Source organism: Mycobacterium sp. TY814, from assembly GCF_030755175.1.
GTDB lineage: Bacteria > Actinomycetota > Actinomycetes > Mycobacteriales > Mycobacteriaceae > Mycobacterium.
Genome location: NZ_JAUFRY010000001.1, coordinates 276,339 through 299,493 on the forward strand (window position 1 = coordinate 276,339; position 23,155 = coordinate 299,493).

Below are 23,155 nucleotides of genomic sequence, written 5' to 3' on the forward strand. Positions count from 1 at the left end.
CGTTCGAGCCCGCTGAATTGAGGCCGGAAACTTCGCGAATCCTCGGCGTCGCGGCCGATCGCAAAGCTCTGATCAGGAGTTTTGTCCGGAAGGGTGTCGACACCCGAGCGTTGGAGCCGCGCAGTCTCCGAAACTCCGGAATCTTCCGTTCCCCCACCTGACCAGCGCTCCTGCCTGTACGGTGATTACGTGGCGCGGCAGGTGAAATCGCACGACGAGGCCAAGGTCGGGGGGATCTTCGACCGCGTAGGCGACTTCGTCGTCAAGCAACCATGGCTGGTGATCGGTTCCTGGATCGCGGTGGCCGTGGTGCTCGTCCTGAGTTTCCCGCCTCTGCAGGTTCAGGCCGCCAAGCACGAACCGAAGCAGCTTCCCGACAATGCGCCGACCATGATCGCCCAGCACGAGATGGCCAAGGCATTCAGCGGCGGTTCCAGCGTCGGCGGCAAGGGCGGCTCACTGCTGCTGGTCATCCTGACCGACGAAAAGGGTCTCAGTGCCGCCGACGAGGACACCTATCACAAACTGATCGACAACCTGCACGCCGATACGGCAGACAAGATGCAGGTGCAGGATTTCCTGGGCACGCCGAAAGCGCGTGAGATCTTCGAAAGCAAGGATAAGAAGGCCTGGAACCTTCCTATTCAACTTCCGGGTGACGCCACCTCCCCCGAAAGCCAGGCGGCGCTGCGCAACATCACCGCGATCACCAAGAAGACCGTCGCGGGAACCTCGCTCAACGCCTACATGAGCGGGCCGGTCGCGACCGTCGCCGACGTGCAGAAGATCGGCGAAGAGGACGTCCAGATCATCGAGACCGGCACCATCATCAGCGTGCTGGTCATCCTGATCATCGTCTACCGAAATCTGGTCACGATGATGATGCCGCTGGCCACCATCGGTGTGTCCATCGTCGGTGCACAGGGACTGTTGTCCGCACTGGCCGAGATGGGCTTTGTGGTCAACATGCAGAGCATCGTGTTCATGAGCGCCGTCATGATCGGTGCCGGGACCGACTATGCCGTCTTCTTGATAAGCCGATATCACGACTTCGTCAGACACGGCGAAACATCGGACGTCGCCGTCAAAAAGGCGTTGATGTCGATCGGCAAGGTGATCGCCGCATCGGCGGCCACGGTCGCGGTCACCTTCCTCGCGATGATCTTCACCAAGCTGGAAGTGTTCTCGGCCGTCGGCCCGGCGATCTCGATCTCGATCGTGGTGACGCTGATCGCCGCGACCACCTTCCTGCCGGCCGTCCTGGTGATCGTCGGACGACGGGGCTGGATCAAGCCGCGTCGCGATATGACCACTCGGTTCTGGCGCATCTCGGGATCGCGCATTGTGCGGCGTCCCGTAATTCACCTGGTCGGCAGCCTGGTCATCCTGCTCGCCCTGGCCGGCAGCACCAGCCTGATCAGGTTCAACTACGACGACCTCAAGACCGTCCCGCAGGACATGGACAGCGTCCGGGGGTTCAACGCCCTCAACCGGCACTTCCCGATGAACTCGATGAGTCCGATGGTGCTGTTCGTCCAGTCCAAGAACGACCTGCGGACCCCGGCAGCGCTGGCCGACCTGGAGATGATGTCCCGCCGGATCGCCGACCTACCGGACATCGTGATGGTGCGTGGCCTGACCCGGCCCAACGGCGAACCGCTGAAAGAGACCAAGGTGTCCTTCCAGGCCGGTGAGGTCGGCAGCAAGCTCAACGAGGCGTCCTCGGCCATCTCCGAACACGGCGGTGAGCTGGACCATCTGGTCGGGGGCTCCCGGCAATTGGCCGACGCGCTGGCCCAGATCAGGAGCCAGGTCAACGAAGCTGTCGCCAGCTCGGCCGGCCTGGTCAGCATGCTGCAGAACATGCTGCAGCTGATGGGTGGCGACAAGACCATCCAGCAGCTCGACCAAGCGTCCGGCGCTGTCAGCCGCATGCGGGCGCTCGGCAACAATCTGAGCGGGACCGTCAGCGATGCCCAGACCACGGCGGTGTGGGCCGCCCCCATGGTGACGGCCCTCAACGAAAGTCCGTCCTGCAACGCAGACCCCGCGTGTGTGCGATCGCGCGGACAGCTGGCGGCCATCGTCGAGTCCGGCAACAACGGCCTGCTTCGCTCGATTCAAGCGTTTGCCGTCACGCTGCAGCAGACCGATCAGTACCAGACGTTGGCGCAGACGGTCGGCAAGCTGGATGACCAACTGAAGCAGATCGTCAACACCATGAAGATGGTGAAGGGCCTGCCCAATACCCTCTCGCAACTGCAGCAGGGTGCCGGCGCCCTCGCCGACGGCAGTGGCGCCGTCGCGGACGGCGTCCAGGCTCTGGTCGACCAGGTGAAAAAGATGGGCGGCGGTCTGAACGAGGCCTCCGACTTCCTGTTGGGAATGCGGCGCGATGCCGAACGCCCGAATATGGCCGGGTTCAACATTCCGCCGCAGATCCTGACCCGTGACGACTTCAAGCAGGGCGCCCAGGCGTTCCTGTCGCCCGACGGGCACGCCGCGCAGTACCTGGTGCAGAGCGGGCTGAACGGGTTCACCGTCGAGGGCATGAACCAGATCAGAAAGATCGTGGAAGTCGCCAACTCCGCGTTGCCGAATACCGAGCTCTCGGACGCCAAGATCGCCCTGATCGGCATGCCGACCGTGATGGCAGATACCCGCGATTACTACAACAGCGACATCCGGTTCATCGTCATCGCGACCATCATCATCGTGTTCCTGATTCTGGTGGCGCTGCTGCGTGCCGTCGTGGCGCCTTTGTATCTCATTGCGTCCGTTCTGGTTTCGTACCTCTCGGCGCTGGGTCTGGGCGTCATCGTCTTCCAGCTGATCCTGGGCCAGGACCTGCACTGGAGCCTGCCCGGTCTGTCGTTCATCCTCTTGGTCGCCGTCGGCGCCGACTACAACATGCTGCTTATTTCCCGAATACGTGATGAGTCGCCGCACGGGGTGCGGGTCGGCGTCATCCGTACCGTAGGCTCCACCGGTGGGGTGATTACCTCGGCGGGTCTGATCTTTGCCGCGTCCATGTTCGGTTTGTTGGCCGCCAGTGTGACCACGATGGCTCAGGCCGGCTTCACCATCGGTATCGGCATCGTGATCGACACCTTCCTGGTGCGCACCATCACCGTTCCCGCGCTGGCCGCGATGATCGGCCAGAAGAACTGGTGGCCGTCAAAGATGGGCCAGAGCAACAAGTTCCGCAAGAAGAGCAAGTGGGAGCAGCAGGCCGAGGTGTGGGTCGACCGCACCAAGCGGTTTGTCACGGGCAAAGCCCCGGCCCCACCGCCGCCCAAACCCCGCGTGGTACGGCCACCGAAACCGAAACCGGTGGGCAGCACCATCGACCTGCTGCCGGCGCATTCGCTCCCGTTGTTCGGCCTGAGCACGGTGCCCGACTACGATCTGTCGAAGTGCGCATCGCAGACCAAGCGCAAGCGCAAGGCGAAAAATATGCGCTTGGGCAAGCAACAGGCCGACCAGCTCCTCACTCATTCGTTGCCACTGTTCGGGCTCGCCGAAATGCCGGGTTATCAAGAGCTGCAACGGGAATTGAACGGCGACAGCCCGGTGGTCAAGCCCAAGCCGGACACGCCGGTCATTACCTGACTCCGTCTGCCGACCGCCTGCCCGGGTATTGCCGCCGGCCGCAGGCCGAATCTGCAGTAGCGCACTACGTAAATCGTTTCCCCTGCCACGCGTGACGATTCCCTTGGCGGGCCGCACAGTCCGCGGCCGCAGCGGGGAGACGTACGGTGGCAACTCATCCTTCAAGCCATTCGATCAGGTCCACCACGGTGGCCGCCGCCCGCCCTGTTCAGATTCTGGCGGCACAGCACCGTGTCGCACACGTAGTGGTCGCCGGTTGGACAGCGGCGTGGGCGGTCGTGCATCTCTACGTGGTGACGGTCGGATTCTCCAACGCCCTCTTCTGGCTGACGTATTACGTACCCAACTATCGGTTCGGTTTCGTGCGCCGGGGTTTGGGCGGCCAGATCATTTCCTGGCTGCCCGAGTCCTATTACTTCGCGGCCGCCCGTACCCTGCTGTGGACGTCGACCGTTTTGTGGCTGGTCTCCCTGGCCGTACTGATGTGGCGGGTGAAGTCTGCGGGCGCCAGTTGCGAGCGCCGGACGATGCTGATTCTGGCGATACCGGTACTGCCCTTCGGGTTGTCCTATGCGCTGTATTCGCCGCACCCCGAACTGTTCGGAATGGCAGCGCTGCTGGCCTTCGCCAACGGCCTCACCCGCTGTCGAACTCCCCGTGCCAGAACGGTTCTGAGCGCAGCCTATGGCGGCGCGATCGCCGTTTTGGCCCTGGCGCACGAGGCGATCCCCCTGCAACTCGCACTGGGTGCCGTGCTGGCGATCGTGGCGCTGCCCGACGGGGCGACGCGTGCCGGTACACGCGTGTGCGCCGCATTGGCCGTGGGCCCGGGCCTCGTCGCTACTGCCCTGGTGGCGGCGTTCGGCCACCGCGACGTATCGGCGAAACTGTGTGCTCAACTGCCACACGGGAAGCTCGACAATCCCTGGGCGGTCGTCAAAACGCCTGGCGCAGCAATTGATTACCTGTTCGGCCGGATAGAAAATACGTCGGACTTCCACGACTGGGTGTGCGAGAACGCGTTGCCGATTCTTGATGCCGACACCACCGCCGCGATGCATCTGGTGGCGAGTTACGGCGCGGTACGACTGCTCGGTTCGTTCACCCTCGGACTGCTCTTCTTCCTCGGCACGATGTGGGCAATTCGCTACATCTGCGCCGTCCCGATCCAGGTTTTGTCGGGCGCGGTGCGAAGCAACACCGTGTTGGTCGCGACGGCGGCGGCGTTGTATGTCCCGATATTCGCGACCGGTGTGGACTGGACCCGTTGGTGGATCATCATCACCGCCGATGTCGCGATCGTCTACATCGTCTGCGCCGGCGCACGCCCGGAAATCGATCGAGCCCCGTCACACAGAACCGTCACCGTTTTCGTCTGGGCGGTGATGGCGTTGGCGGTGCTTCCCCTCGGCGCCGCCAATAACGTTGGCGTATAAGGGCTAAGCGTCCAGGCGGACGAACTCGCCCCTGCGGTAGAGCTCCCCGCACTGCGCGCGCCGGGGCTTGCCGCTGGTGGTGATCGGAATCGAACCCTGGGCCACCAGCACGAGGTCGGAGGCGCTCAGCCCGTGCGCCTTCGAAATGGCAGACGTCACTTCACGTTTCACGAAGCTGTAGCGCTCGGCCGCCTCCTCGGGCGTCTCGTCCTTTTGCTTGAGTTCGATAATGGCGACGAGTTTCTCGACCCCGTCCTGGGGAACCGCGATCGCCACACACCGGCCCGGACTGACCGTCTGGATGGTCGCCTCGATGTCGTCGGGCGAATGATTGCGCCCGTACACGATCAACAGGTCCTTGATGCGGCCCAGGATGAACAACTCACCCTCGGAATAGAACCCGGAATCGCCGGTGCGCAGCCACGGACCCTCCGGTGTACCGGGGGTGGGGTTGACGATCGACGCGCCGAAGGTGGCCGCGGTGGTCTCGGGGTTCTGCCAGTAGCCGGACGCGACGTTGCCGCCGTGCACCCACAGTTCACCGACGGTCCCCTCCGGGCATTCGATGCCGGTGTCGGGATCGACGATGCGCACTTCCTGGGTGTCCACCACGCCGTAGCTGACCAGCGGTGTGCTGCTTTCGCTGTCGCCTTCGATCCGTTCGGCGTGGCCGTCCGGCAACTTCGTCGCGTCGAAGTTGACGATCTTCGGCGGTTGCCCCGCCTGGCGGGTCGCGACGTACACCGTGGTTTCGGCCATCCCGTAGGACGGGCGGATGACCTTGGGGTCCAGCCCGTACGGGGCGAACCGGTCGACGAAACGCTTCAGCGTGACGGGCTGCACCCGCTCACTGCCGTTGAGGATCGCGTGGATCTTGCTGAGGTCGAGGCCTTCGAGGTCTTCGTCCTTGGTCTTGCGCGAGGCCAGATCGAAGGCGAAGTTCGGCGCGGCGGTGAATCCCAGTGTGTTGTTGGCAAGCATCTGCATCCACCGGGCGGGGCGCTGCAGAAATCCGATGGGGCTGGTCAGCTTCGCCGGCATGCCGGTGAGGATGGGCATGATCAGACCCAGGATGAATCCCATGTCGTGATAGAAGGGCAGCCACGACACCACGGTCGATCCCGGCGGGGCGAGTTTCCCGTAGACGCCGTAGTAGGCGGTCATGATCTGCTCGAAGTTGGCCATCAGATTCTTGTTCGACACCATGACCCCGGCCGGGGTGCGGGTGGAGCCGGACGTGTACTGCAGATAGATGGTTTCCGGCTGCTCGTAGCGGGCGCGGCCGGCCGCACCGGGCCGACCGTCCAGCTGCAGCTTGTCGAGCTCGATGATCTCGGTGTTGACGTCGCCAGGCTGCGCTCGCACGTACTCGGCCACGTTGTCGACGATCGAGGAGGCGGTGAAGACCACCGCCGGCGAGGTGTCAGCGAGCACCGATGCCGTGCGTTCGTCGTGGGCGCCGCCCATCGGAACGGAAAGGGGCACCGCGATCACGCCGGCGTGCAATGACGCGAGGAAGCTCACGATGTAATCCAGGCTTTGCGGCGCCAGGATCAGCGCACGATCTCCGGTCGTCGCATGCTCCCGGATCAGCGCGGCAAGGTTGAGCATTCGCACATACAGCTGTGACCACGTCAGAGTCAGCTCGACGCCGTCCCAGGAGTGGTCATAGTCGATATAGGTCAGCGCAATGTCGTTGGGCTGCAGACTCGCACGCTCGCGCACGACATTGGGAAGTGAGGATTCAACCACGGACATCAGACTACCGTTGACGGGGACTCATCTTGGGAAAACGGGATTGCGACCTTCCACATCGCCCGGGCGGACACACCCCGGTGAATAATCGCCATATCGTGGACAACCGGCTTGCGCACATGGATCAGGTGTCGTTTCTGGGTGTGCGGGCGCTCGGTTACGGGACGCTGGCCCAGGTTGTCTGGTTGTACAACCGCCAAGTCGATATCGATGCGCTGCGCCGATTCCACCGCAACCTGGGCCGCGGTCTTTTGGGCCGTCGAATCGAGCGGTCCCCCTTGCCCTTCGCGCGTGATCGATGGGTGCTGTCGCCGGGTCCCGCGGACATCGAGTCAGCAGAAGCACCACGTCCGCGGAGTGAAGTGAACGCGTGGGCCTACGAGCGGGCCTGCCTACCGATCGATCCCGAATTCGGCCCCGGCTGGCACCTTGGCGTGCTGCCGCTGCATGACAGCGGGACGGCCATCAGTCTGGTGGCCTCACACACGCTGGTCGACGGACTGGGGTTGGTGGAGGTGATCGCCGACGCGGTCACAGGTAAGACCCGCGATCTGGGCTATCCCCTGCCGGGCTCGCGCAACCGGCGGCGGGCGGTACTCGAGGATGCCCGCCTGACCCTGGCCTCCGTGCCCGAACTGGCTAAAGCGCTGGCCGCGGGGCTGCGACTGGCCCGTCAGGGTCGGCAAGAGTTCGCTTCCTCGATCGCGGGGGCTCCGCCCGCTCCGCGCGCGGCTCGCGACAACGAGCCCGTGGTGGTGCCGACCCTGGTCGCCTATGTCGACCTGGCCGAGTGGGACGCGTGCGCGGCACGCCTGGGTGGCACCAGCAACTCGCTGTTCGCCGGATTCGCTGCCAAGCTCGGTGTGCGGATGGGACGCCAGGCCGCCGACGGGACCGTCGCCCTGGCGTTTCCGGTGGGACAACGGCTGCCGGACGATACCCGCGGCAACGCGATGACCTTCGCCAATATCACCGTCGACCCCGCCGGCGCGGCATCGGATCTGGCCGAGATACGTGCCAAGCTCAAGCTCGCGCTCACCGAACGGGCAGCTCAGGCCTACGAGCTGTTGGCGCCGCTGCCGCTGGCCGCGCTCACCCCTACGTGGGCGGCGCGCAAGCTCGTGGGTGTCGGCCTGGGCTCGTCCGTCCTGCCGGTCGGCTGTTCCAACCTGGGGCCACTCGATCCTGCGGTGATCCGACCGGATGGCTCCGAGGCCGACTACGCCTACGGGCGACTGATCGAACCCGGCATCAGCAAGCGCGCGTTGGAAGGCATGGGCGGCCAGCTTTTCGTGGCGTCCGGACGTACGCCCGGAAAGGTCTTCGTCAGCGTGGTCGCCTACCAACCCGGCCGGGAGAACTCTCCGGAGGCGTTGCGCAGGCTCGTATCCGAGACGTTTGCCGAGTTCGGACTGACGGCCGACCTCGACGATTAACCGATCGTGTCGCGGATCTGGCGCGCGAGACGGAATTCCCGGAAGGGCGCCGTCGCCAACGTCGTGACGTGCAGGCGCCGCTGCGGCCCGAGAATGGCGACTTCGATCAGCAGCGCGAGCCACGCCGGGATCCACCAGAGCGCCGCGGCGATGCGAATCCGCTTGGGCGACAACGGGTCCACCATCAACCAGGTGAGAACGCGCTGCCGGTCGAGCAGGTTGCGCCGGGTAGCCATGACTCGCGTCGTCGCCGTTGCGGTGGTGTGATTGCGCACCGAAAGCTCTTGCGGGACAAAGCGCACCGCCGATCGCAGCATCAGGCGCATCCAGAAGTCCACATCGACCAATTGAAAGATGTCGGTGCGGAAACCGCCGGCATCCAGCGCCAGCCGCCTGCGGAACATGACGCACGTCGGTTCGCCGATCCAGTTGTCCTTGGCTCCACGCGCCACCATCTGGGCGACCAACGACGCCCCCTGGTTGTACTCGCCGAGCTTGCGGAAGTGGGTGTGAATGCTGCCGTAGCGCCGCGCCCAGTCCCGGTCGTCGGTCTCCACCTGCCGGGGCGCGAACGCCACGCCCACACCCGGGTCGTCGAAGCATGCGACCAGGGTTTTCAGCGCGCCGGGAAGCAGCCAGTCGTCGCCGTGCACGAACTGGATGAGGTCGCCGCGCGCGGCCTGCAGGCACCTGTTGTGATTGGCGTTGAGACCCAGTCGGGGCTGGTTGCGAATCAATCGGTCCCCGGGTCGCAGCATCGCCGCAGCGATGGCGGCGCAATCGTCAGTGGAGTCGTCGTCGACAACCACGATCTCGAAATCGGTGCCGTCCTGATCCAGGATGCTGCGCAGGGCGCGCTCGATTGTGTCGCTGTTGTTGTACATGGGAATGCACACCGACACCCGCGGACAAGCTTCTGATTCATCCATGCTGTCGGGCTGCAACGATCATCCTCGATGCGTCAGCGCGCATCCGGCAACGGCTCAGAGAGCCGCCACACCCTGGGCCAGGAAAATGCATCCCACGCCGAAGAGGATGGTCAGGGTCATCTGACGACGGTAGGTGCGGACCCAGTTCTGGACCCGCAGCATCACCTGCTCGGTCTTCTGGGGCACCGTCAGATGTGCGATCAGGGGAATTTCGATGACCGCGAGCACCAGGAGGACGAAGACGAAGAAGGCACTGAGCTGGGTCCCGATTCCTGAACCGGACGCCATGATGAAGGTCAGCGCGATCAGGCTCTCCAACGGCGGCACCGATGTCGCGATCCCGACGAGGAACGCCGGCCAGACCACGTCGCAGTTCAGCATCTCCTGCATGCGGGCCGACGTGCGGGCGACCAGTCCCGGCGGGCGCTGTTCCAGCACCATCGTCGGCATGCCGGGACCCCCCACGGGCACCGGGATGCCGGCCTGCGCGCGCGACCGGGCCACCGAGCGCGCCGCCAGCAGCAGGATGATCACGCCGACGATGACCTGCAGGCGTCCACCCGACAACACCACGGTCGCTTCTCTGAAGTCCTGGGCCATCGCGCCTGCGCTGTGGATCACGACGATGGCGAATTCACGAATGAAGAGCAGCACTGCCAGTGCCACCGCCGCGGCCGCCACGATGCCGCCAAGCCAGAAGGCAAACAGGTTGGTCATCGGGCGTTTGCGGGACAGCATGACCAGGGCGAGCCCCAGCCGAGCGGGGTCCAACGCCATCCCGAAGCCCATGTACAGCACCATTTGCCACATCACCGAGGACGTTACTAAAACCAAACGTCTCCCGTGGCGTTACTGAGAAACTGCTAAAAAATCGTGCCTGAGCAGCAAGGATATCCGTGTCGCGCGCCCACCCGACGCGGGCGTGGATCGAACACCCGGGCGAGTTGGCAGCACTGCACCGCCGCAGGTTCGCCAATGGTGAACACACGTTCGGTTGCGAACGGCGCCGCCGACCGCTGGCTATACTCCGCGAGCGTATGGCGGTGCCCGCCCTCTGATCCCTGGCGCAGCACATAAAGGAGGCTCGCGGTGACCGAACCAGCCGCCGGCCTGCCCGAAGCCAGCCCCAAAGTCAGCCCCAAAGTCAGCATCGTCACGACCACGCACAACCAGGAGGAGTACGTCCGGCAGGCCTTCGACAGCTTCGTCGAACAGCAGACCGACTTTCCTGTGGAGATCGTTGTCGCCGACGACGCCTCGACCGACAGCACCCCCGCGATCATCCGTGAGTACACCGACCGGCATCCGCACCTGTTCCGCCCGATCTTCCGGCCGCAGAATCTGGGTCTCAACCGCAACCTGGTGGGAGCACTGGCGGCGTCCCGCGGCGAGTACATCGCGCTGTGCGAGGGCGACGACTACTGGATCGACCCCTTGAAGCTGAGCAAGCAGGTGGCGTTTCTCGATGAGCATCCGCAGACGGCGGTGTGCTTCCACCCGGTGCGGGTGGTGTGGGAGGACGGCTACGCCAAAGACTCGAAGTTCCCTCCGGTGCACGTGCGGGGCAACCTCAGCGTCGACGGGCTCATCCTGATGAACTTCATCCAGACAAACTCGGTCATGTACCGGCGCCTGCCCCGCTATGACGACATCCCCGCGGATGTCATGCCGCTGGACTGGCACCTGCATGTCCGGCATGCCGCCCGCGGCGAGATCGCGATGCTGCCCGACACCATGTCCGTCTATCGCCGCCACGCTCAGGGCATGTGGCACAACCAGGTGATGGACCCGGCGAAGTTCTGGCTGACGCAGGGCCCCGGCCATGCGGCGACGTTCGACGCGATGCTCGACGTGTTCGAAGGCGATGCGCCGCGCGAGGAGTTGATCGCGTTCATGGCCGACTGGGTGCTGCGCCACATCGCCGATATCCCAGGCCCGGACGGCGAAGCGGCTTTGCAAAACACCATCGCCGCACACCCCAGATTTGCCATGCTGGCTCTGCAACACCGCTGGGCGACGCCGGCGCGGCGGCTTAAGATCCAGTGGCGCAAGCTAGCCGCCGCCGCCCCGACCCGGAAAGGGTTGGTGGATGTTTGGCCATCCCGACTGCGACACTCAGCCGGGTCCCGCTGATCGCTCAGCAGGCACGACAAGACTACGGAAGGATCTGAGCAACACCATGGGGGCAGGAAAATCCGAGGCCGCGGTGCAATTCACCGCGCACAATGTGCGCCTTGACGACGGCACTTTCACCATCCCCGGGGCAGCGCAGTCGGTGGACGAGTATTCGTGGTTCAAGTCCTCGCGCGGGATCCTCGAGACCGTATTTCCCGGAGACAAGAGCCACTTGCGTCTGGTCGACATCGGATGCCTGGAAGGCGGGTACGCAACCGAGTTCGCACGCTTGGGCTTTCAGGCCCTGGGCATCGAGATACGCGAGCTGAACATCGCTGCGTGCAACTACATCAAGTCGAAGACCGATCTGCCCAATCTGCAGTTCGTCCAAGACAACGCGCTGAACGTCGCAAATCACGGCGTCTTCGACGCAGTGTTCTGCTGCGGCCTGTACTACCACCTGGATAACCCCAGGGAATACCTGGAAACGCTGTCGTCCGTCACCAACAAGCTGCTGATTCTGCAGACGCATTTCTCGCTCATCAACCGCAGCGACAAGCTGCTGCGGCTACCCACGACGGCGCGGCAGTTCACCGACCGGGTGCTCAGAAGGCCCGAACCGGTGAAGTTCATGCTCTCGGCGCCTACCGAACACGAGGGACTGCCGGGCAGGTGGTTCACCGAATTTTCCGACGACCGATCATTCGGCAAACGGGAAACCGCAAAATGGGCATCCTGGGACAACCGCCGATCGTTCTGGATTCAGCGCGAATACCTGCTTCAGGCGATGAAAGACGTCGGATTCGACCTGGTGTTGGAGGAGTACGCCAACCTGGAGCCCAGCATCGCGGAGTCGTTGCTCGGCGGTTCATACGCGGCGAATCTGCGCGGAACCTTCATCGGCATCAAGACCAGTTGACTTCGCGGATCGTCGCGGCGGCATTAAGGGGGAATTCGGTGACGTCGGCTCCGACCGTCTCGGTGATCACGATCTCCTTCAAAGACCTCGACGGGCTGAAGCGCACTGTCGAAAGCGTGCGGGCCCAGCGCTATGAGGGACGCATCGAGCACATCATCATCGACGGCGGGTCCGGCGACGAGGTGCGCGACTATCTGTCCGGGGTGGAGCCGCCGTTCACGTATTGGCAGTCCGAGCCCGACGGTGGACGCTACGACGCGATGAACCAGGGCATTGCGCGAGCCTCGGGTGATCTGTTGTGGTTCCTGCATTCCGCCGACCGTTTCTCCGAGCCCGACGTGGTCGCATGCGCGGTAGAAGCGCTTTCCGGCAAGGGTCCGGCCCGCGACGTGTGGGGCTTCGGCATGGATCGCCTGATCGGGATGGACCGGGTGCGCGGGCCGATACCTTTCAGCCTCCGCAAGTTCCTGGCCGGCAAGCAGGTGGTCCCGCACCAGGCTTCGTTCTTCGGGTCTGCGCTGGTGGACAAGATCGGCGGCTATGACCTGGATTTCGGAATCGCCGCCGACCAGGAATTCATTCTGCGGGCGGCGTTACAACGCGAGCCCGTCACAATCCAGCGGGTGTTCTGCGAGTTCGACACCACCGGCGTGGGATCGCACCGGGAACCCAGCGCGGTGTTCGGCGACCTGCGCCGCATGGGCGATCTGCATGGCCGCTATCCCTATGGGGGAAAGCTGCTTTCGCGGGCGTACCTGCGCGGTCGCGAGCTTTACGCCTACAACAGCCGATTCTGGGAGAACGCGTTCGGACGGTTGTCGGCGCGTAACACCGGTTAGCGGCGCGCGCGTTCAGGTCAGTCGCTGCCCCGGAAGAAGATGCCGTCGGCCTGCAACATTCGGCCGTTGCGGGGATCTGTGAAGCCGGGCACCAGGCCGGCGAGGGTGAAGCCCAGCGATTCCACCAGCTCGAGCGCTTCCCGGATCAGCATGCCCCCCTCATAGAGGGGCTGGAAGGACAGCTCGAGCTGCATACCGACACAACGGTCGCTCACTGTCGACTTAGCCCCGTCTATCACATGTTTCTCGAAGCCTTGGACGTCGATCTTCAGGAACGCAACATCGTTCGGCCCCAGAATCTCCGGAGCAACGGAGTCAAGGCGATGAATCGGTACCTGTTCGGTGCCAACGTAATTGGCCGGCGGAAACGCGTCCTGGTGCCGCTGCAACATCGGCAGTGCCGAGCTGCTGGCGCCCTCGTTGCCTGCGACGTTGATGGAAATGGTCCCGTCGGTGTCACCCAGTGCGCAGTGCCGGGTGTCCCACTTGGGGTCGGCCGAAGCGCTGCGCTGCATCACGGAATACGGCCCGGAGAGCGGTTCGAACGACACGATGCGGCCGGTGTATCCGGTCTCGCGCAGACCAGTGGCGTACTGGCCGGAGTTGGCTCCCACGTCGAGCACCACATTGACCTGATGCGCGTGCAGTTGACGCAGAAAGTTGAGTTCCCAGTCCAGCTCCGGGAAATAGTGCGAAACCTCGATGCCTCTGCGACGCAGCGTGTTTCGCAGAATGCGCTCCAGCCTGTTCACTGCCGGACCGTGTCCGCATGCTCGCGATACCAGGCCACCGTCGCCTCAACCCCCTCGCGCAGCCCGACTTTCGGCTGCCATCCTGAATTCCGCAGTAGTGAAACGTCAAGCAGCTTGCGCGGTGTCCCATCGGGCTTGGTTGTGTCCCAACGGGTTTCGCCACTGTATCCCACCGCGTCGGCGACCATCTGTGCGATCTCGCTGATGGTGTGGTCGATGCCGGTTCCGACGTTGACCTGGGTGGGCCCGTCGAAGTGCTCGAGCAGGTGCAGACACGCGCCGGCCATGTCGTCGACGTGCAGCAGTTCGCGCCGGGGAGTTCCGGTGCCCCAGTTGGTCACTGCCGGGGCCCCGCTGGCTCTCGCCTCCTCATACCGGCGGATCAGCGCCGGCAGCAGGTGGGAGCCGGACGGTGAGAAGTTGTCGCCGGGCCCGTAGAGGTTGGTGGGCATCGCCGAGATCCACGGCAGGCCGTGCTGCCGGCGCACCGCCTGAACCTGAAGGATCCCGGCGATCTTGGCGATGGCGTACGCGTCGTTGGTCGGCTCCAGCGGGCCGGTGAGCAGGGCGCTCTCCGGGATCGGCTGGGGGCTCAGCTTCGGGTAGATGCACGACGAGCCGAGGAACAGCAATCGGGGAACCCGCGCGGCCACCGCTGCATCGAGCAGGTTGACTTGAATCTGCAGGTTTTCCGATAGGAAGTCGGCGGGATAGGTGTTGTTGGCCATGATGCCGCCGACCCTGGCCGCCGCGTCGATGACCACCTGCGGGCGCGCCTCACGGATGAAGTCGAAGGTGGCCGCGCGGTCGGTCAGATCGAGTTCAGTGCGCGACCGCAGCAGCAGATTGCTGAAGCCCTCCTGTTGAAACCGGCGCAGCAGGGCCGATCCGACGAGGCCGCGATGCCCGGCGATGTAGACCGGGGCCGAGCGGTCCAGCTTGCCGATCGGGCCGGTCACGTAAGGCCCGCCAGCATCGGCTTGTCGATCCAGGGCTTGCCCTCGCACTCGAGCGCGGCGATGTCGGCATCCACCATGATCCTGGCCAATTCGCCGGTGTGCACCGACGCGCGCCAGCCCAGCGAATCAGCAGCCTTGGTCGCGTCGCCGATCAACGAGTCCACCTCGGTGGGCCGCAGATAGCGTTCGTCGAATTTGACATATTGCTGCCAGTCCAGACCGGCGTGCCGGAATGCCGCCTCGGCGAAATCGCGCACGGTGTAACCGCGCCCGGTCGCCAGCACATAATCGTCGGGCTCGGGGGCCTGCAGCATGCGCCACATTCCTTCGACGTACTCGGGCGCGTAGCCCCAGTCCCGGACCGCGTCGAGATTGCCCATGTAAAGCTCGGATTGGACGCCGGCCTTGATCCGCGCCACCGCCCGGGTGATCTTGCGGGTTACGAATGTCTCACCGCGCCGCGGTGATTCGTGATTGAACAGGATGCCGTTGACGGCGAACAAGCCGTAGGCCTCACGGTAATTCCTTGTCGCCCAATAGGAGTAGACCTTGGCCGCGCCATACGGCGACCGCGGGTAGAAAGGGGTCAACTCGTTCTGCGGTGGTGGCGTGGCGCCGAACATCTCCGACGACGACGCTTGATAGAAGCGGCACTGCACGCGAGACAGCCGAACGGCTTCGAGCAGGCGCATGGATCCCATGCCGGTGGTGTCGCCGGTGTGCACCGGTTCGTCGAAGCTGACTCTCACATGTGACTGTGCCGCAAGGTTGTAGACCTCGTCGGGTTCGATGGTGCTCAACAGGGTGACCAGGCGGGTTCCGTCGATGAGGTCGCCGTAGTGCAGGAACAGTCTGGCGTCCGGCTGGTGTGGGTCGACGTAGAGATGATCGATCCGGGATGTGTTGAACGTCGAGGCACGGCGGATGAGCCCGTGCACCTCGTAACCCTTGCTGAGCAGCAGTTCGGCGAGATACGAGCCGTCCTGACCAGTGATTCCGGTGATGAGCGCCCGTTTCATCCGATTGCCTTTTCTGTCGGTGCATGCGCGTCGTCGCATGTCCGGCGATTCATCATTGAGGCCGTCTCACTTCTCGTTGGCTGCCGCGGCACGGCGCCGCTGTGGATTCATAGTAAATGTCGGGGGCGGGCGGCCGTGGAGCGATGAAGAATTGGAAGCCAGACTGCCCGTTGGCTGACCTGACGGCCACCGCTCCTGCTACCGTGTCGCGCAGAACTGGGGAGGAGCATCCAGATGAATCGACCCCTCGAGGTGCTGCGTGGTGCGGCAACCGCGACCCGGGAGCGGATCTCGACGGTCACCTCCCAGTCCGAGCGGACGCTGCTACTCGGCACGATCCTGCTGGTGTCGGCGTTGTCGGCGGCGACGGCCTACGTCCTCACCCAGCTCTATTCGGTCGACGTGTTCTCCACACTCCTGTTGGTCCCCCAGGACTGTTGGATCGATTGGGGCATGCAGATCGGTCGGCACTGTTTCAGCGACTATGCGATGATGGCCGTCGGTGGCACGCAGCCCGACCCCGAACACTATGCAATTGCTTTGCCCCCGAATTACGAACCGACCCCGATCGGGACTTGGGCGCCAGCGCGGATCCCGTACGTGCTGTTCGGGTTTCCCGCACATTGGCTAGGCGCGCCACGCTTGGGATTGGTGATTTATCTTCTCGCATTAACGCTCGCGGTCATTTCTCCTGCCATCTGGGCCGCCCGAGGGACGCACGGCCTTGAGCGAGTTGTGGTCTTTGTCGCGCTTGGCGTCGCAGCTGTGCCTGCGTGGGGAGTGATCGACCGGGGCAACTCGACGGGGTTCCTGGTTCCTATCGCGTTGGCCTTCTTCGTGTCGTTATGCCGACAACGGTGGGGCCTTGTCACACTCATGGTCATCATGGCCGCCCTATTGAAACCACAATTCGCGATCCTATTACTGGTGTTTGTGGCGGCACGCCAATGGCGGTGGGGCGGTATAGCACTTGCCGGCATTGCCGTCTCCAATATCGCCGCTTTTCTGCTGTGGCCTCGAGGTTTTCCGCTTACCATCGTTCAGTCTATTAAGAACATCATCGAATTTAATAGTTCATGGGGCCTTCAAGATCCGCGGAACGTCTCGTTCGGCAAAGCGCTACTTCTCATTCCGGATAGCATCAAAAGTCTTCAAACCGGTGAAGTGCCGAAGGAATTTCTCGCAGGCCCGAGGGCAATGATCGGTTTTGCCGTGTTGGTTATAGTCGGCGTCTGTGTATCGGCCATGGGAAGGCGTATCCCACCCGTGGCAGTTGGTATCGTGCTATTGGGCGTCGCGACGCTCGCTCCCTCTTACGCCGCGTTCTACTATCTAGTATTCGCGCTGCCAATCGCTGCGCTCATCGTGCGCGACCCCAATGGGCCGCCGGGCGTCGGCATTTTCGACGAATTCGCACGGCACCGCGACCGTCGACGTGCGGTAGGGATCGCCGTAAGTCTAGCCGCGGCCGTAAGTATCGCTCACGTGGCAATCCCCGGACAGCCATTTACGGTACCGATCTACGGTCAGCTGGGCGCCAGGGGGATAATCGGCACAGCGCAGTTAGTCCCGACCACGGTCACATGGGCACCGCTTCTGTGGCTGTTTGCCTCCGCTGCGGTCATCATCTCCTACGCGCGGAAACGTTGGTACCCGCAAGACTTTGAAAATAGCCCTATTGAAACCCCCGACCAGGCCAATGCTCTCGATAGCACCTCGCCCGTCTCGAAACTGGTAGCAGACGACGGCCCCCGGAACTAGTTGCCGAAACTTTTAGTGATACGTGAATTACGGCTAAGCCCTCCCTAGCGGCCCAGCAGGGAAGGGCAACCGACCTCATTCGTCGAGACGACGCCGCCTGCCGATCCGGGATGTATGGGGAGAAGACTATTTGAATATCGTCATCATGATTGATCGGCCACTGCGGAGTTCGTGTGAGTGGCTGGGCGCCCCAACGCGGTCAGATGGATGACGGTTCCGACTAGCGGACCGCACAGGAGGGCGATTACCGTGCGTGTTTCTAATTCCGTTGGCAGCATCAATAGCAAAGTCGACACTAGTGTGGCACCGACCCAACCGATCGAATAGGCCCGATGAAGCGCTGCGGCGACGACCGCGTTTCCGGTAAGCGCGAGCAAGGCGAGCGCGACCGCTCCCACGGTCAACCAAGCAAGTAGTTGCCCGCTCGCGTGGTAGTTGGCACTAAAACCGACTTTGAGTAACCAGGGACCTAAAAATCCCGCGATTATTGCTCCGCCCCCGCCTATTACACCGATAACCACTGCCGGTGCAATTAGTGCGCGGAGGCGTTCTGTGGGTCGGTCGACAAAATGCGCGATCAGATTGCTTTGCAGCCCGCCCATCGGCACCAGCAGCGGTGCGCGAGTCAAGGTGACTAATAGAATGAGAACTCCGCCCTCCGCGCCCAACTCGCTAGAGGTCAGCTTGAGCAGAACGGGAAATCCCATCACCAAAACTCCACTTGCCAAGGCGGCGGTAACCGAGTGCGCAGTACCGCGCAAGAATGTCAGAAGTTCCCCGTGCGTCCACACCCGCATGCCTGCGCGCGCCGTGGATGACATCAGCAGAAGGACCAGCCACGCAACAGCACCGGCTGCAGTCGCCCACAAGAATCCTCCCAATCCCCAGCCGATCACTACCGTAAACGCGGCGACCGTTACACGGACCGAAGCGTCGCCTACCATCAACACGCCGTAATGAGTCCATTGGTTGCTGCTGGCAAATGTGCCCATCAGGGCAGAGTGCACACAGAACCCAGCGAATCCGACACTGAGAAGTCCCACGCACAACCAACGATTCTCTGAAAATATCTGTGCGCTCCACAGCGGTGAGCTACCAGCGATCACGCACGCCGCTATGACGCCGACCATCCCCGCTATATAAACCGGATGAATCCGGAGAGTCCGCGACATCTTGATGTTGCGTCGCGCGTAAGTCTCCCGGATCGTTTCCTGCATCAGGCCATTTGAGGCGCTGGTAATGAGCCCGAACGTTCCCCAGAACACCCCGAAGACCGAAAAAGCAGTCGGGGCGAGGTCTCGGGCGGCCAGATACACGACGGAATAACCGCAGAACGCGGTGATAGCAGTGGCAATGCCCACTCGGGCAACGCTGCTCCGTCCAATTGGCCCCGCGGCGGCCGGGTCTGTCACTACAACGACACATCCTTCGCGTCTGACGGTACTCGCCGGGCAGAGAACTTTGCCAATCGCCGATTCACGCGACTCCCGGAATGCCGGACGTCCCTTCCGCTCACTCGCGACACCTTTTCATGCGCCAGAGCCCCAAAAATTGGGCATTGTTGCACCCTTAGCTTCCATTCAGGCGAGATTAGCGTCTTTGCACGATCCGAAAAAATCAACATGTCTTACCAAGGGCCGGCCGACTACACCTCTTAGTGCGTCCCGCCGCAAGGTGGAGTGCACTCCACCATTAGCCAAACGTTCGATGACGTGAAACATCACTTCTCCTCTGTGTACGTGCGCCGCCATCGCTACCGGCGAGGCCGCTCGCTCACGGTTGCCTACCATAAGGGCTCGCGTTGGAGATGGGTCAAGTGAGCGCGAATCACGCTGCAAGGCCGTGGAATCGACCCGTGTGTCGTGTGCGACTGGCGAACGACGCGCACGACTGCACTTGCTTCCCGCAGGTTCACCAACGGCACCGACAGGAGGTTCCCCCGCTCCGTGCTGCCCACGGCGTCTCGGCAGCAGTCGACTGCACCACACCCAAAATCATGGCAGTATCGCAGATCTCCTGCGATGGTCGGCGGTTTGCTGATAGACATAGGACTGATGACCATCCGCATCCCCTTCAACAAGCCGTCCCTTGTGGGCTCTGAGCTGACCTATGTCGGCCAGGCAGTCGCGGGCGGCCACGCGAGCGGGAACGGGCCGTTCACACAACGCGCCGAGGGCATACTGGAGAGAGCTTTTGACGCCAGGCGTGTGTTGCTGACTACGTCGTGCACCTCCGCACTCGAATTGGCCGCGCTTCTATGTGACCTACGACCCGGCGATGAAGTAATTCTCCCCTCCTACACATTCGTATCCACGGCCAACGCGTTTGTACTCCGCGGGGCCACGCCGGTGTTCGTAGATGTCAGACCCGACACTCTCAATATTGACGAACGACTCATTGAGCGAGCTATCACGCCGCGCACGCGCGCCATTGTTCCCGTGCACTACGGCGGCGTTGCCTGCGAAATGGATACCATCATGGACATCGCGGGCCGGCATGATCTGCTTGTCGTCGAGGACGCAGCGCAGGGTGTTTTCGCGACGTATAAGGGCCGATGGCTAGGCACGATCGGCCACCTTGGCTGCTACAGCTTTCACGAGACGAAGAACTTCTCGTGCGGAGAGGGCGGCGCCCTTGTCATAAACGATTCGACCATGGAACATCGCGCGGAAATCCTGCGCGAAAAGGGCACAAACCGTAGCCAATTTCTGCGCGGCCAAGCTGACAAGTACACATGGGTCGATGCGGGCTCGTCGTTCCTGCCGTCCGATATGCTCGCGGCCTTCCTCGTCGGTCAGATTGAAAATATGGAGAAGATCACCAGGCGACGAGGCGAGATATTTCGTCGTTATGCCGAGATGTTGGCACCGCTAGTTGAGCGTGGTTTGGTCCGAACTCCGGCCGAAATGCCTGATTGCGTAACGAACTATCACATGTTTTATCTTTTGACCGCCAACATCGAAGAGCGGACAGCGCTCATTAGATATCTGCGCGAAGCTAGCATTCTCGCCGTATTTCATTATGTCCCCTTGCACTCTTCGCCGTACGCTCAACAACTCGGCCTAGGGCATGTGGACCTCCCGGTGACAGATGAACTAAGCGCTCGACTCGTAAGGTTGCCTATGTATTACGACCTCACCGATCACGAGGTTGAGGAAGTCGCCAACGCTGTCATGGACTTCTACCGGATCCACAACGCCTAGCTTGTCCACCGCAAAATGACATTTGATGTTTGTAGCTTGGCGCCTGACCTTGAACGGCGCGAAGATGGCATATGGTTTGCTCGGCACAAGTCCTCGGTGTCTTATCCTGACGACGGACATGCGGCCTGTCTGCAACTTGAGGACCGCTCGTTCTGGTTCCGTCACAGAAACCGATGCATCGCAAGCGTTGCGCGCCGGTTCCCGCCAGAGGGCGTGCTGCTCGACATCGGCGGCGGCAACGGATACGTCTCCAAGGGACTGACGGACGCTGGGTTTAGCTGCGCACTAGTCGAACCAGGCGTCAATGGCGCGCGAGCAGCGTTTGAGCGGGGCGTCGATCCGGTGATTTGTGCACGACTGGAAGATATCGGTTTGGCCCGCGGGAGCATCAGCGCCGCCGGCATGTTCGACGTGCTCGAGCACATCGAGGACGAGGCCGGTGCTCTCCGACGAATACACTCGTTGCTGCGGCCGGGTGGAAGACTGTTTCTAACCGTGCCAGCCTACGCGTTTCTTTTTTCCACCGATGATGTTGTAGCAGGCCACTTCCGCCGCTATACGCTCCGAAGCCTGAAGCACGCTTTAGCAGGCAGTGGCTTCAGGCCGGAGTACGCCACCTATATATTTGCGCCTCTGCCGCCATTTATTTTCGCGATGCGGACTTTACCGAGTTTGCGAGGGCGACGGCGACCAGAAGATGAGGAGAAACAGACGTTTGAGCATGTGCGTGAGGGTGTTTCAGCACGAGTCGTCGACCGAATACTTGAGGCTGAGGCACAACGCGTCGAAGCGGGCCGCCCTATTCCGTTCGGTTCCAGCTGCCTTGCGGTCTACGTGAGGGATTGAGCTGTGGCAACGGAGCGGTCACGTGGGTTGTATGCTGCCCTCAGGAACCCGATCTTGTACGAAACCGTTCAGCGAGTCATGGGAGCGGACAAGGGGCGACGCGATTTCGCGCTGCAATTCGTCCGCGCCAAACCCGGAGATCGAGTGTTAGATATAGGCTGCGGTCCAGCGGACTTGCTCGGCCATCTGCCAGATGTCGAGTACTTCGGCTGGGAACCCAATGCCGCTTACGTCGAGAAGGCACGAACGACCTACCGCGGGCGAGGCAAGTTCCACGTTGGTTTCTTTGGACCTGAAGAAGCCCGGTCGCTGCCTCCCGTCGATATTGCAATCGTCTCAGCCGTGCTCCACCATATGGACGACGCTCAAGTGAAAGGATTGTTCACGCTGTTGCGAGGGGTTTTAAAGCCAGAAGGGCGAGTGATCACGGCCGATAATGTGTTTATCAAGCGGCAGAATCCGATCGCCCGGCTACTTATAAGTCTGGATCGTGGTCGCCACGTGCGCACGCCGGAAGGCTACGAAACGTTGGCGCGCAGCACATTCGCACGTGTTGAAAGCGTTATCGTGAAAAAAGCGTTTCCACCGTACACTCTTTTCTTTATGACGGCGCAACATTCCGTTCCTGATGACTCACTCGAAACGAGTGCACCCTAGCGAAACACAGAAACCGCTTGAGCCCAGGGCAGGTCACACCAATCATCTCCCAGTTTTCGCACTTTCCTCTTTGCGGCGAGCCTGGACAACGTAATTATCGGCGGAGTTCCACTCTTCCCACTTCACTTCCGGCTTGTCGTAACAGAAAACGCCAGCAATGCGGTTTGTTCCCGGCTCGACCGGCCGCACCCGGTGAAGAGCCAACCAGCCACGCATCATGACGAGGCGACCGGGCTTGGCTTCGATGACTTCGCGGCGGCCACGCACAAGTCTGAGCGCGAGAGGCGTTCGCCAGACAAGGTCAAAGAAACGCTGAAAAGGCTTCACATACCACTTGTAGCGATTCGGTAGTAGGACCCGATAGTGTGGATAACATTCGAGTTCGCCACCAGTGCATCCTTGCAAGTAAAGAACTCCTGTGACTTCGTTGCGATCATAATGAAACGAGATCTGTCCCGAACGCTCAGTAATATTAAGGTTTAACCCGATCGCAGCATCGTTGATGGGCGTGAGGTCAATGCCTGCCAATTCAGTCGAAAGCGCTAAGATGCGCCTGCGCCACAAGTCGGACAACAGCGCGATATTTGCCTCGCAATCCTCACCAACAATCGTCTTGAAGACTTGTGTCGCAATTAGATCTCGGCGTTCCACTTGCAGCATGTCACCGTCACGCTCTTGATACAATCGAATGCTGTCGAGTATCTTGTTCACCTCCGCAGGCGAAAGAAAATCGTCGAAAATTGCGTAACCCTTGTACAGAAAATCTTTCCGCTCAGCCGAAATCTTCATTTATTCACCTAACTAAATCCGTGCTACCCCGACCTATGATACGTGATGCCGGCCGCAGAAACATCAGTCCGCAGGGACTGGCGGACGGAATCATTCGAGCGCGGGCGGCGACGTCCGTAGCCCAGCCA

General features: G+C 62.3%; 18 protein-coding genes. 10 read left to right on the forward strand and 8 right to left on the reverse strand.

Annotated features, from left to right (window positions below):
• Positions 1-201: 201 nt before the first annotated feature.
• Positions 202-3,612, forward strand: a complete 3,411-nt coding sequence (locus QXH22_RS00930; protein WP_306275924.1) for an RND family transporter — start codon at positions 202-204, stop codon at positions 3,610-3,612.
• A gap of 146 nt (positions 3,613-3,758) precedes the next feature.
• A complete protein-coding gene (locus QXH22_RS00935) occupies positions 3,759-5,048 on the forward strand; it encodes a hypothetical protein (protein ID WP_306274728.1) in 1,290 nt (429 codons plus the stop codon).
• Between the two features lie 3 nt (positions 5,049-5,051).
• Here the strand turns inward: QXH22_RS00935 and QXH22_RS00940 are convergent, their stop codons facing one another.
• The gene (locus tag QXH22_RS00940; protein WP_306274729.1) at positions 5,052-6,806 is read right to left on the reverse strand and encodes an AMP-binding protein; all 1,755 of its coding nucleotides are present in this window, start codon (positions 6,804-6,806) and stop codon (positions 5,052-5,054) included.
• 77 nt (positions 6,807-6,883) lie between these two features.
• Here QXH22_RS00940 and QXH22_RS00945 point away from each other — a divergent pair, with 77 nt between their 5' ends.
• Positions 6,884-8,239 carry a hypothetical protein gene (locus QXH22_RS00945; protein ID WP_306274730.1) on the forward strand — a complete coding sequence of 452 codons (1,356 nt, stop codon included), beginning with the start codon at positions 6,884-6,886 and terminating at the stop codon, positions 8,237-8,239.
• Here QXH22_RS00945 and QXH22_RS00950 read toward each other — a convergent pair.
• Entirely contained in the window at positions 8,236-9,168 is a 933-nt protein-coding gene (locus tag QXH22_RS00950) for a glycosyltransferase family 2 protein (RefSeq protein WP_306240895.1), read from the reverse strand. The genes QXH22_RS00945 and QXH22_RS00950 overlap by 4 nt on opposite strands.
• A gap of 54 nt (positions 9,169-9,222) precedes the next feature.
• Complete coding sequence (locus QXH22_RS00955; RefSeq protein WP_306240896.1) at positions 9,223-9,978, reverse strand: GAP family protein; 756 nt, start codon at positions 9,976-9,978, stop codon at positions 9,223-9,225.
• 300 nt (positions 9,979-10,278) lie between these two features.
• On the opposite strand from QXH22_RS00955, the gene QXH22_RS00960 reads away from it, so the two are divergent.
• Genes QXH22_RS00960 through QXH22_RS00970 form a run of 3 tightly spaced genes read left to right on the forward strand, consistent with a single transcriptional unit; the run spans position 10,279 to position 13,041 of the window.
• Positions 10,279-11,301 (forward strand): glycosyltransferase, encoded by a 1,023-nt coding sequence (locus tag QXH22_RS00960; protein WP_306275925.1) that lies wholly within the window; start codon positions 10,279-10,281, stop codon positions 11,299-11,301.
• Positions 11,258-12,202, forward strand: coding sequence for a class I SAM-dependent methyltransferase (locus QXH22_RS00965; protein WP_371934143.1), 945 nt, complete (start codon positions 11,258-11,260; stop codon positions 12,200-12,202). Before QXH22_RS00960 ends, QXH22_RS00965 begins: the two co-directional genes overlap by 44 nt.
• Before the next feature lie 38 nt (positions 12,203-12,240).
• Positions 12,241-13,041 (forward strand): glycosyltransferase family 2 protein, encoded by an 801-nt coding sequence (locus tag QXH22_RS00970; protein WP_306240898.1) that lies wholly within the window; start codon positions 12,241-12,243, stop codon positions 13,039-13,041.
• A gap of 17 nt (positions 13,042-13,058) precedes the next feature.
• Here QXH22_RS00970 and QXH22_RS00975 read toward each other — a convergent pair whose 3' ends face one another.
• Genes QXH22_RS00975 through gmd form a run of 3 tightly spaced genes read right to left on the reverse strand, consistent with a single transcriptional unit; the run spans position 13,059 to position 15,771 of the window.
• A complete protein-coding gene (locus QXH22_RS00975) occupies positions 13,059-13,793 on the reverse strand; it encodes an FkbM family methyltransferase (protein WP_306274732.1) in 735 nt (244 codons plus the stop codon).
• Positions 13,790-14,752, reverse strand: coding sequence for a GDP-L-fucose synthase (locus QXH22_RS00980; RefSeq protein ID WP_306274733.1), 963 nt, complete (start codon positions 14,750-14,752; stop codon positions 13,790-13,792). The genes QXH22_RS00975 and QXH22_RS00980 overlap by 4 nt, the downstream gene beginning before the upstream one ends.
• The gene (gene gmd / locus QXH22_RS00985) at positions 14,749-15,771 is read right to left on the reverse strand and encodes a GDP-mannose 4,6-dehydratase (RefSeq protein WP_306240902.1); all 1,023 of its coding nucleotides are present in this window, start codon (positions 15,769-15,771) and stop codon (positions 14,749-14,751) included. The genes QXH22_RS00980 and gmd overlap by 4 nt, the downstream gene beginning before the upstream one ends.
• Before the next feature lie 234 nt (positions 15,772-16,005).
• Here gmd and QXH22_RS00990 point away from each other — a divergent pair, with 234 nt between their 5' ends.
• Positions 16,006-17,532 (forward strand): hypothetical protein, encoded by a 1,527-nt coding sequence (locus tag QXH22_RS00990; RefSeq protein WP_306274734.1) that lies wholly within the window; start codon positions 16,006-16,008, stop codon positions 17,530-17,532.
• 143 nt (positions 17,533-17,675) lie between these two features.
• On the opposite strand, the gene QXH22_RS00995 is transcribed toward QXH22_RS00990, so the two are convergent.
• Positions 17,676-18,944 carry a hypothetical protein gene (locus tag QXH22_RS00995; RefSeq protein WP_306274735.1) on the reverse strand — a complete coding sequence of 423 codons (1,269 nt, stop codon included), beginning with the start codon at positions 18,942-18,944 and terminating at the stop codon, positions 17,676-17,678.
• A 642-nt stretch (positions 18,945-19,586) separates the two neighbouring features.
• Between QXH22_RS00995 and rffA the strand changes: the two genes are divergently transcribed.
• The 3 genes from rffA to QXH22_RS01010 all read left to right on the forward strand — a co-directional run bounded on the left by rffA (position 19,587) and on the right by QXH22_RS01010 (position 22,238).
• On the forward strand, positions 19,587-20,735 hold the full coding sequence (gene rffA / locus QXH22_RS01000) for a dTDP-4-amino-4,6-dideoxygalactose transaminase (protein WP_306274736.1): 1,149 nt from the start codon (positions 19,587-19,589) through the stop codon (positions 20,733-20,735).
• A 96-nt stretch (positions 20,736-20,831) separates the two neighbouring features.
• Positions 20,832-21,581, forward strand: coding sequence for a class I SAM-dependent methyltransferase (locus QXH22_RS01005; RefSeq protein WP_306274737.1), 750 nt, complete (start codon positions 20,832-20,834; stop codon positions 21,579-21,581).
• 54 nt (positions 21,582-21,635) lie between these two features.
• Complete coding sequence (locus tag QXH22_RS01010; protein WP_306274738.1) at positions 21,636-22,238, forward strand: trans-aconitate 2-methyltransferase; 603 nt, start codon at positions 21,636-21,638, stop codon at positions 22,236-22,238.
• A gap of 42 nt (positions 22,239-22,280) precedes the next feature.
• Here QXH22_RS01010 and QXH22_RS01015 read toward each other — a convergent pair whose 3' ends face one another.
• Positions 22,281-23,027 (reverse strand): 2OG-Fe(II) oxygenase, encoded by a 747-nt coding sequence (locus QXH22_RS01015; protein WP_306274739.1) that lies wholly within the window; start codon positions 23,025-23,027, stop codon positions 22,281-22,283.
• Positions 23,028-23,155: the final 128 nt, after the last annotated feature.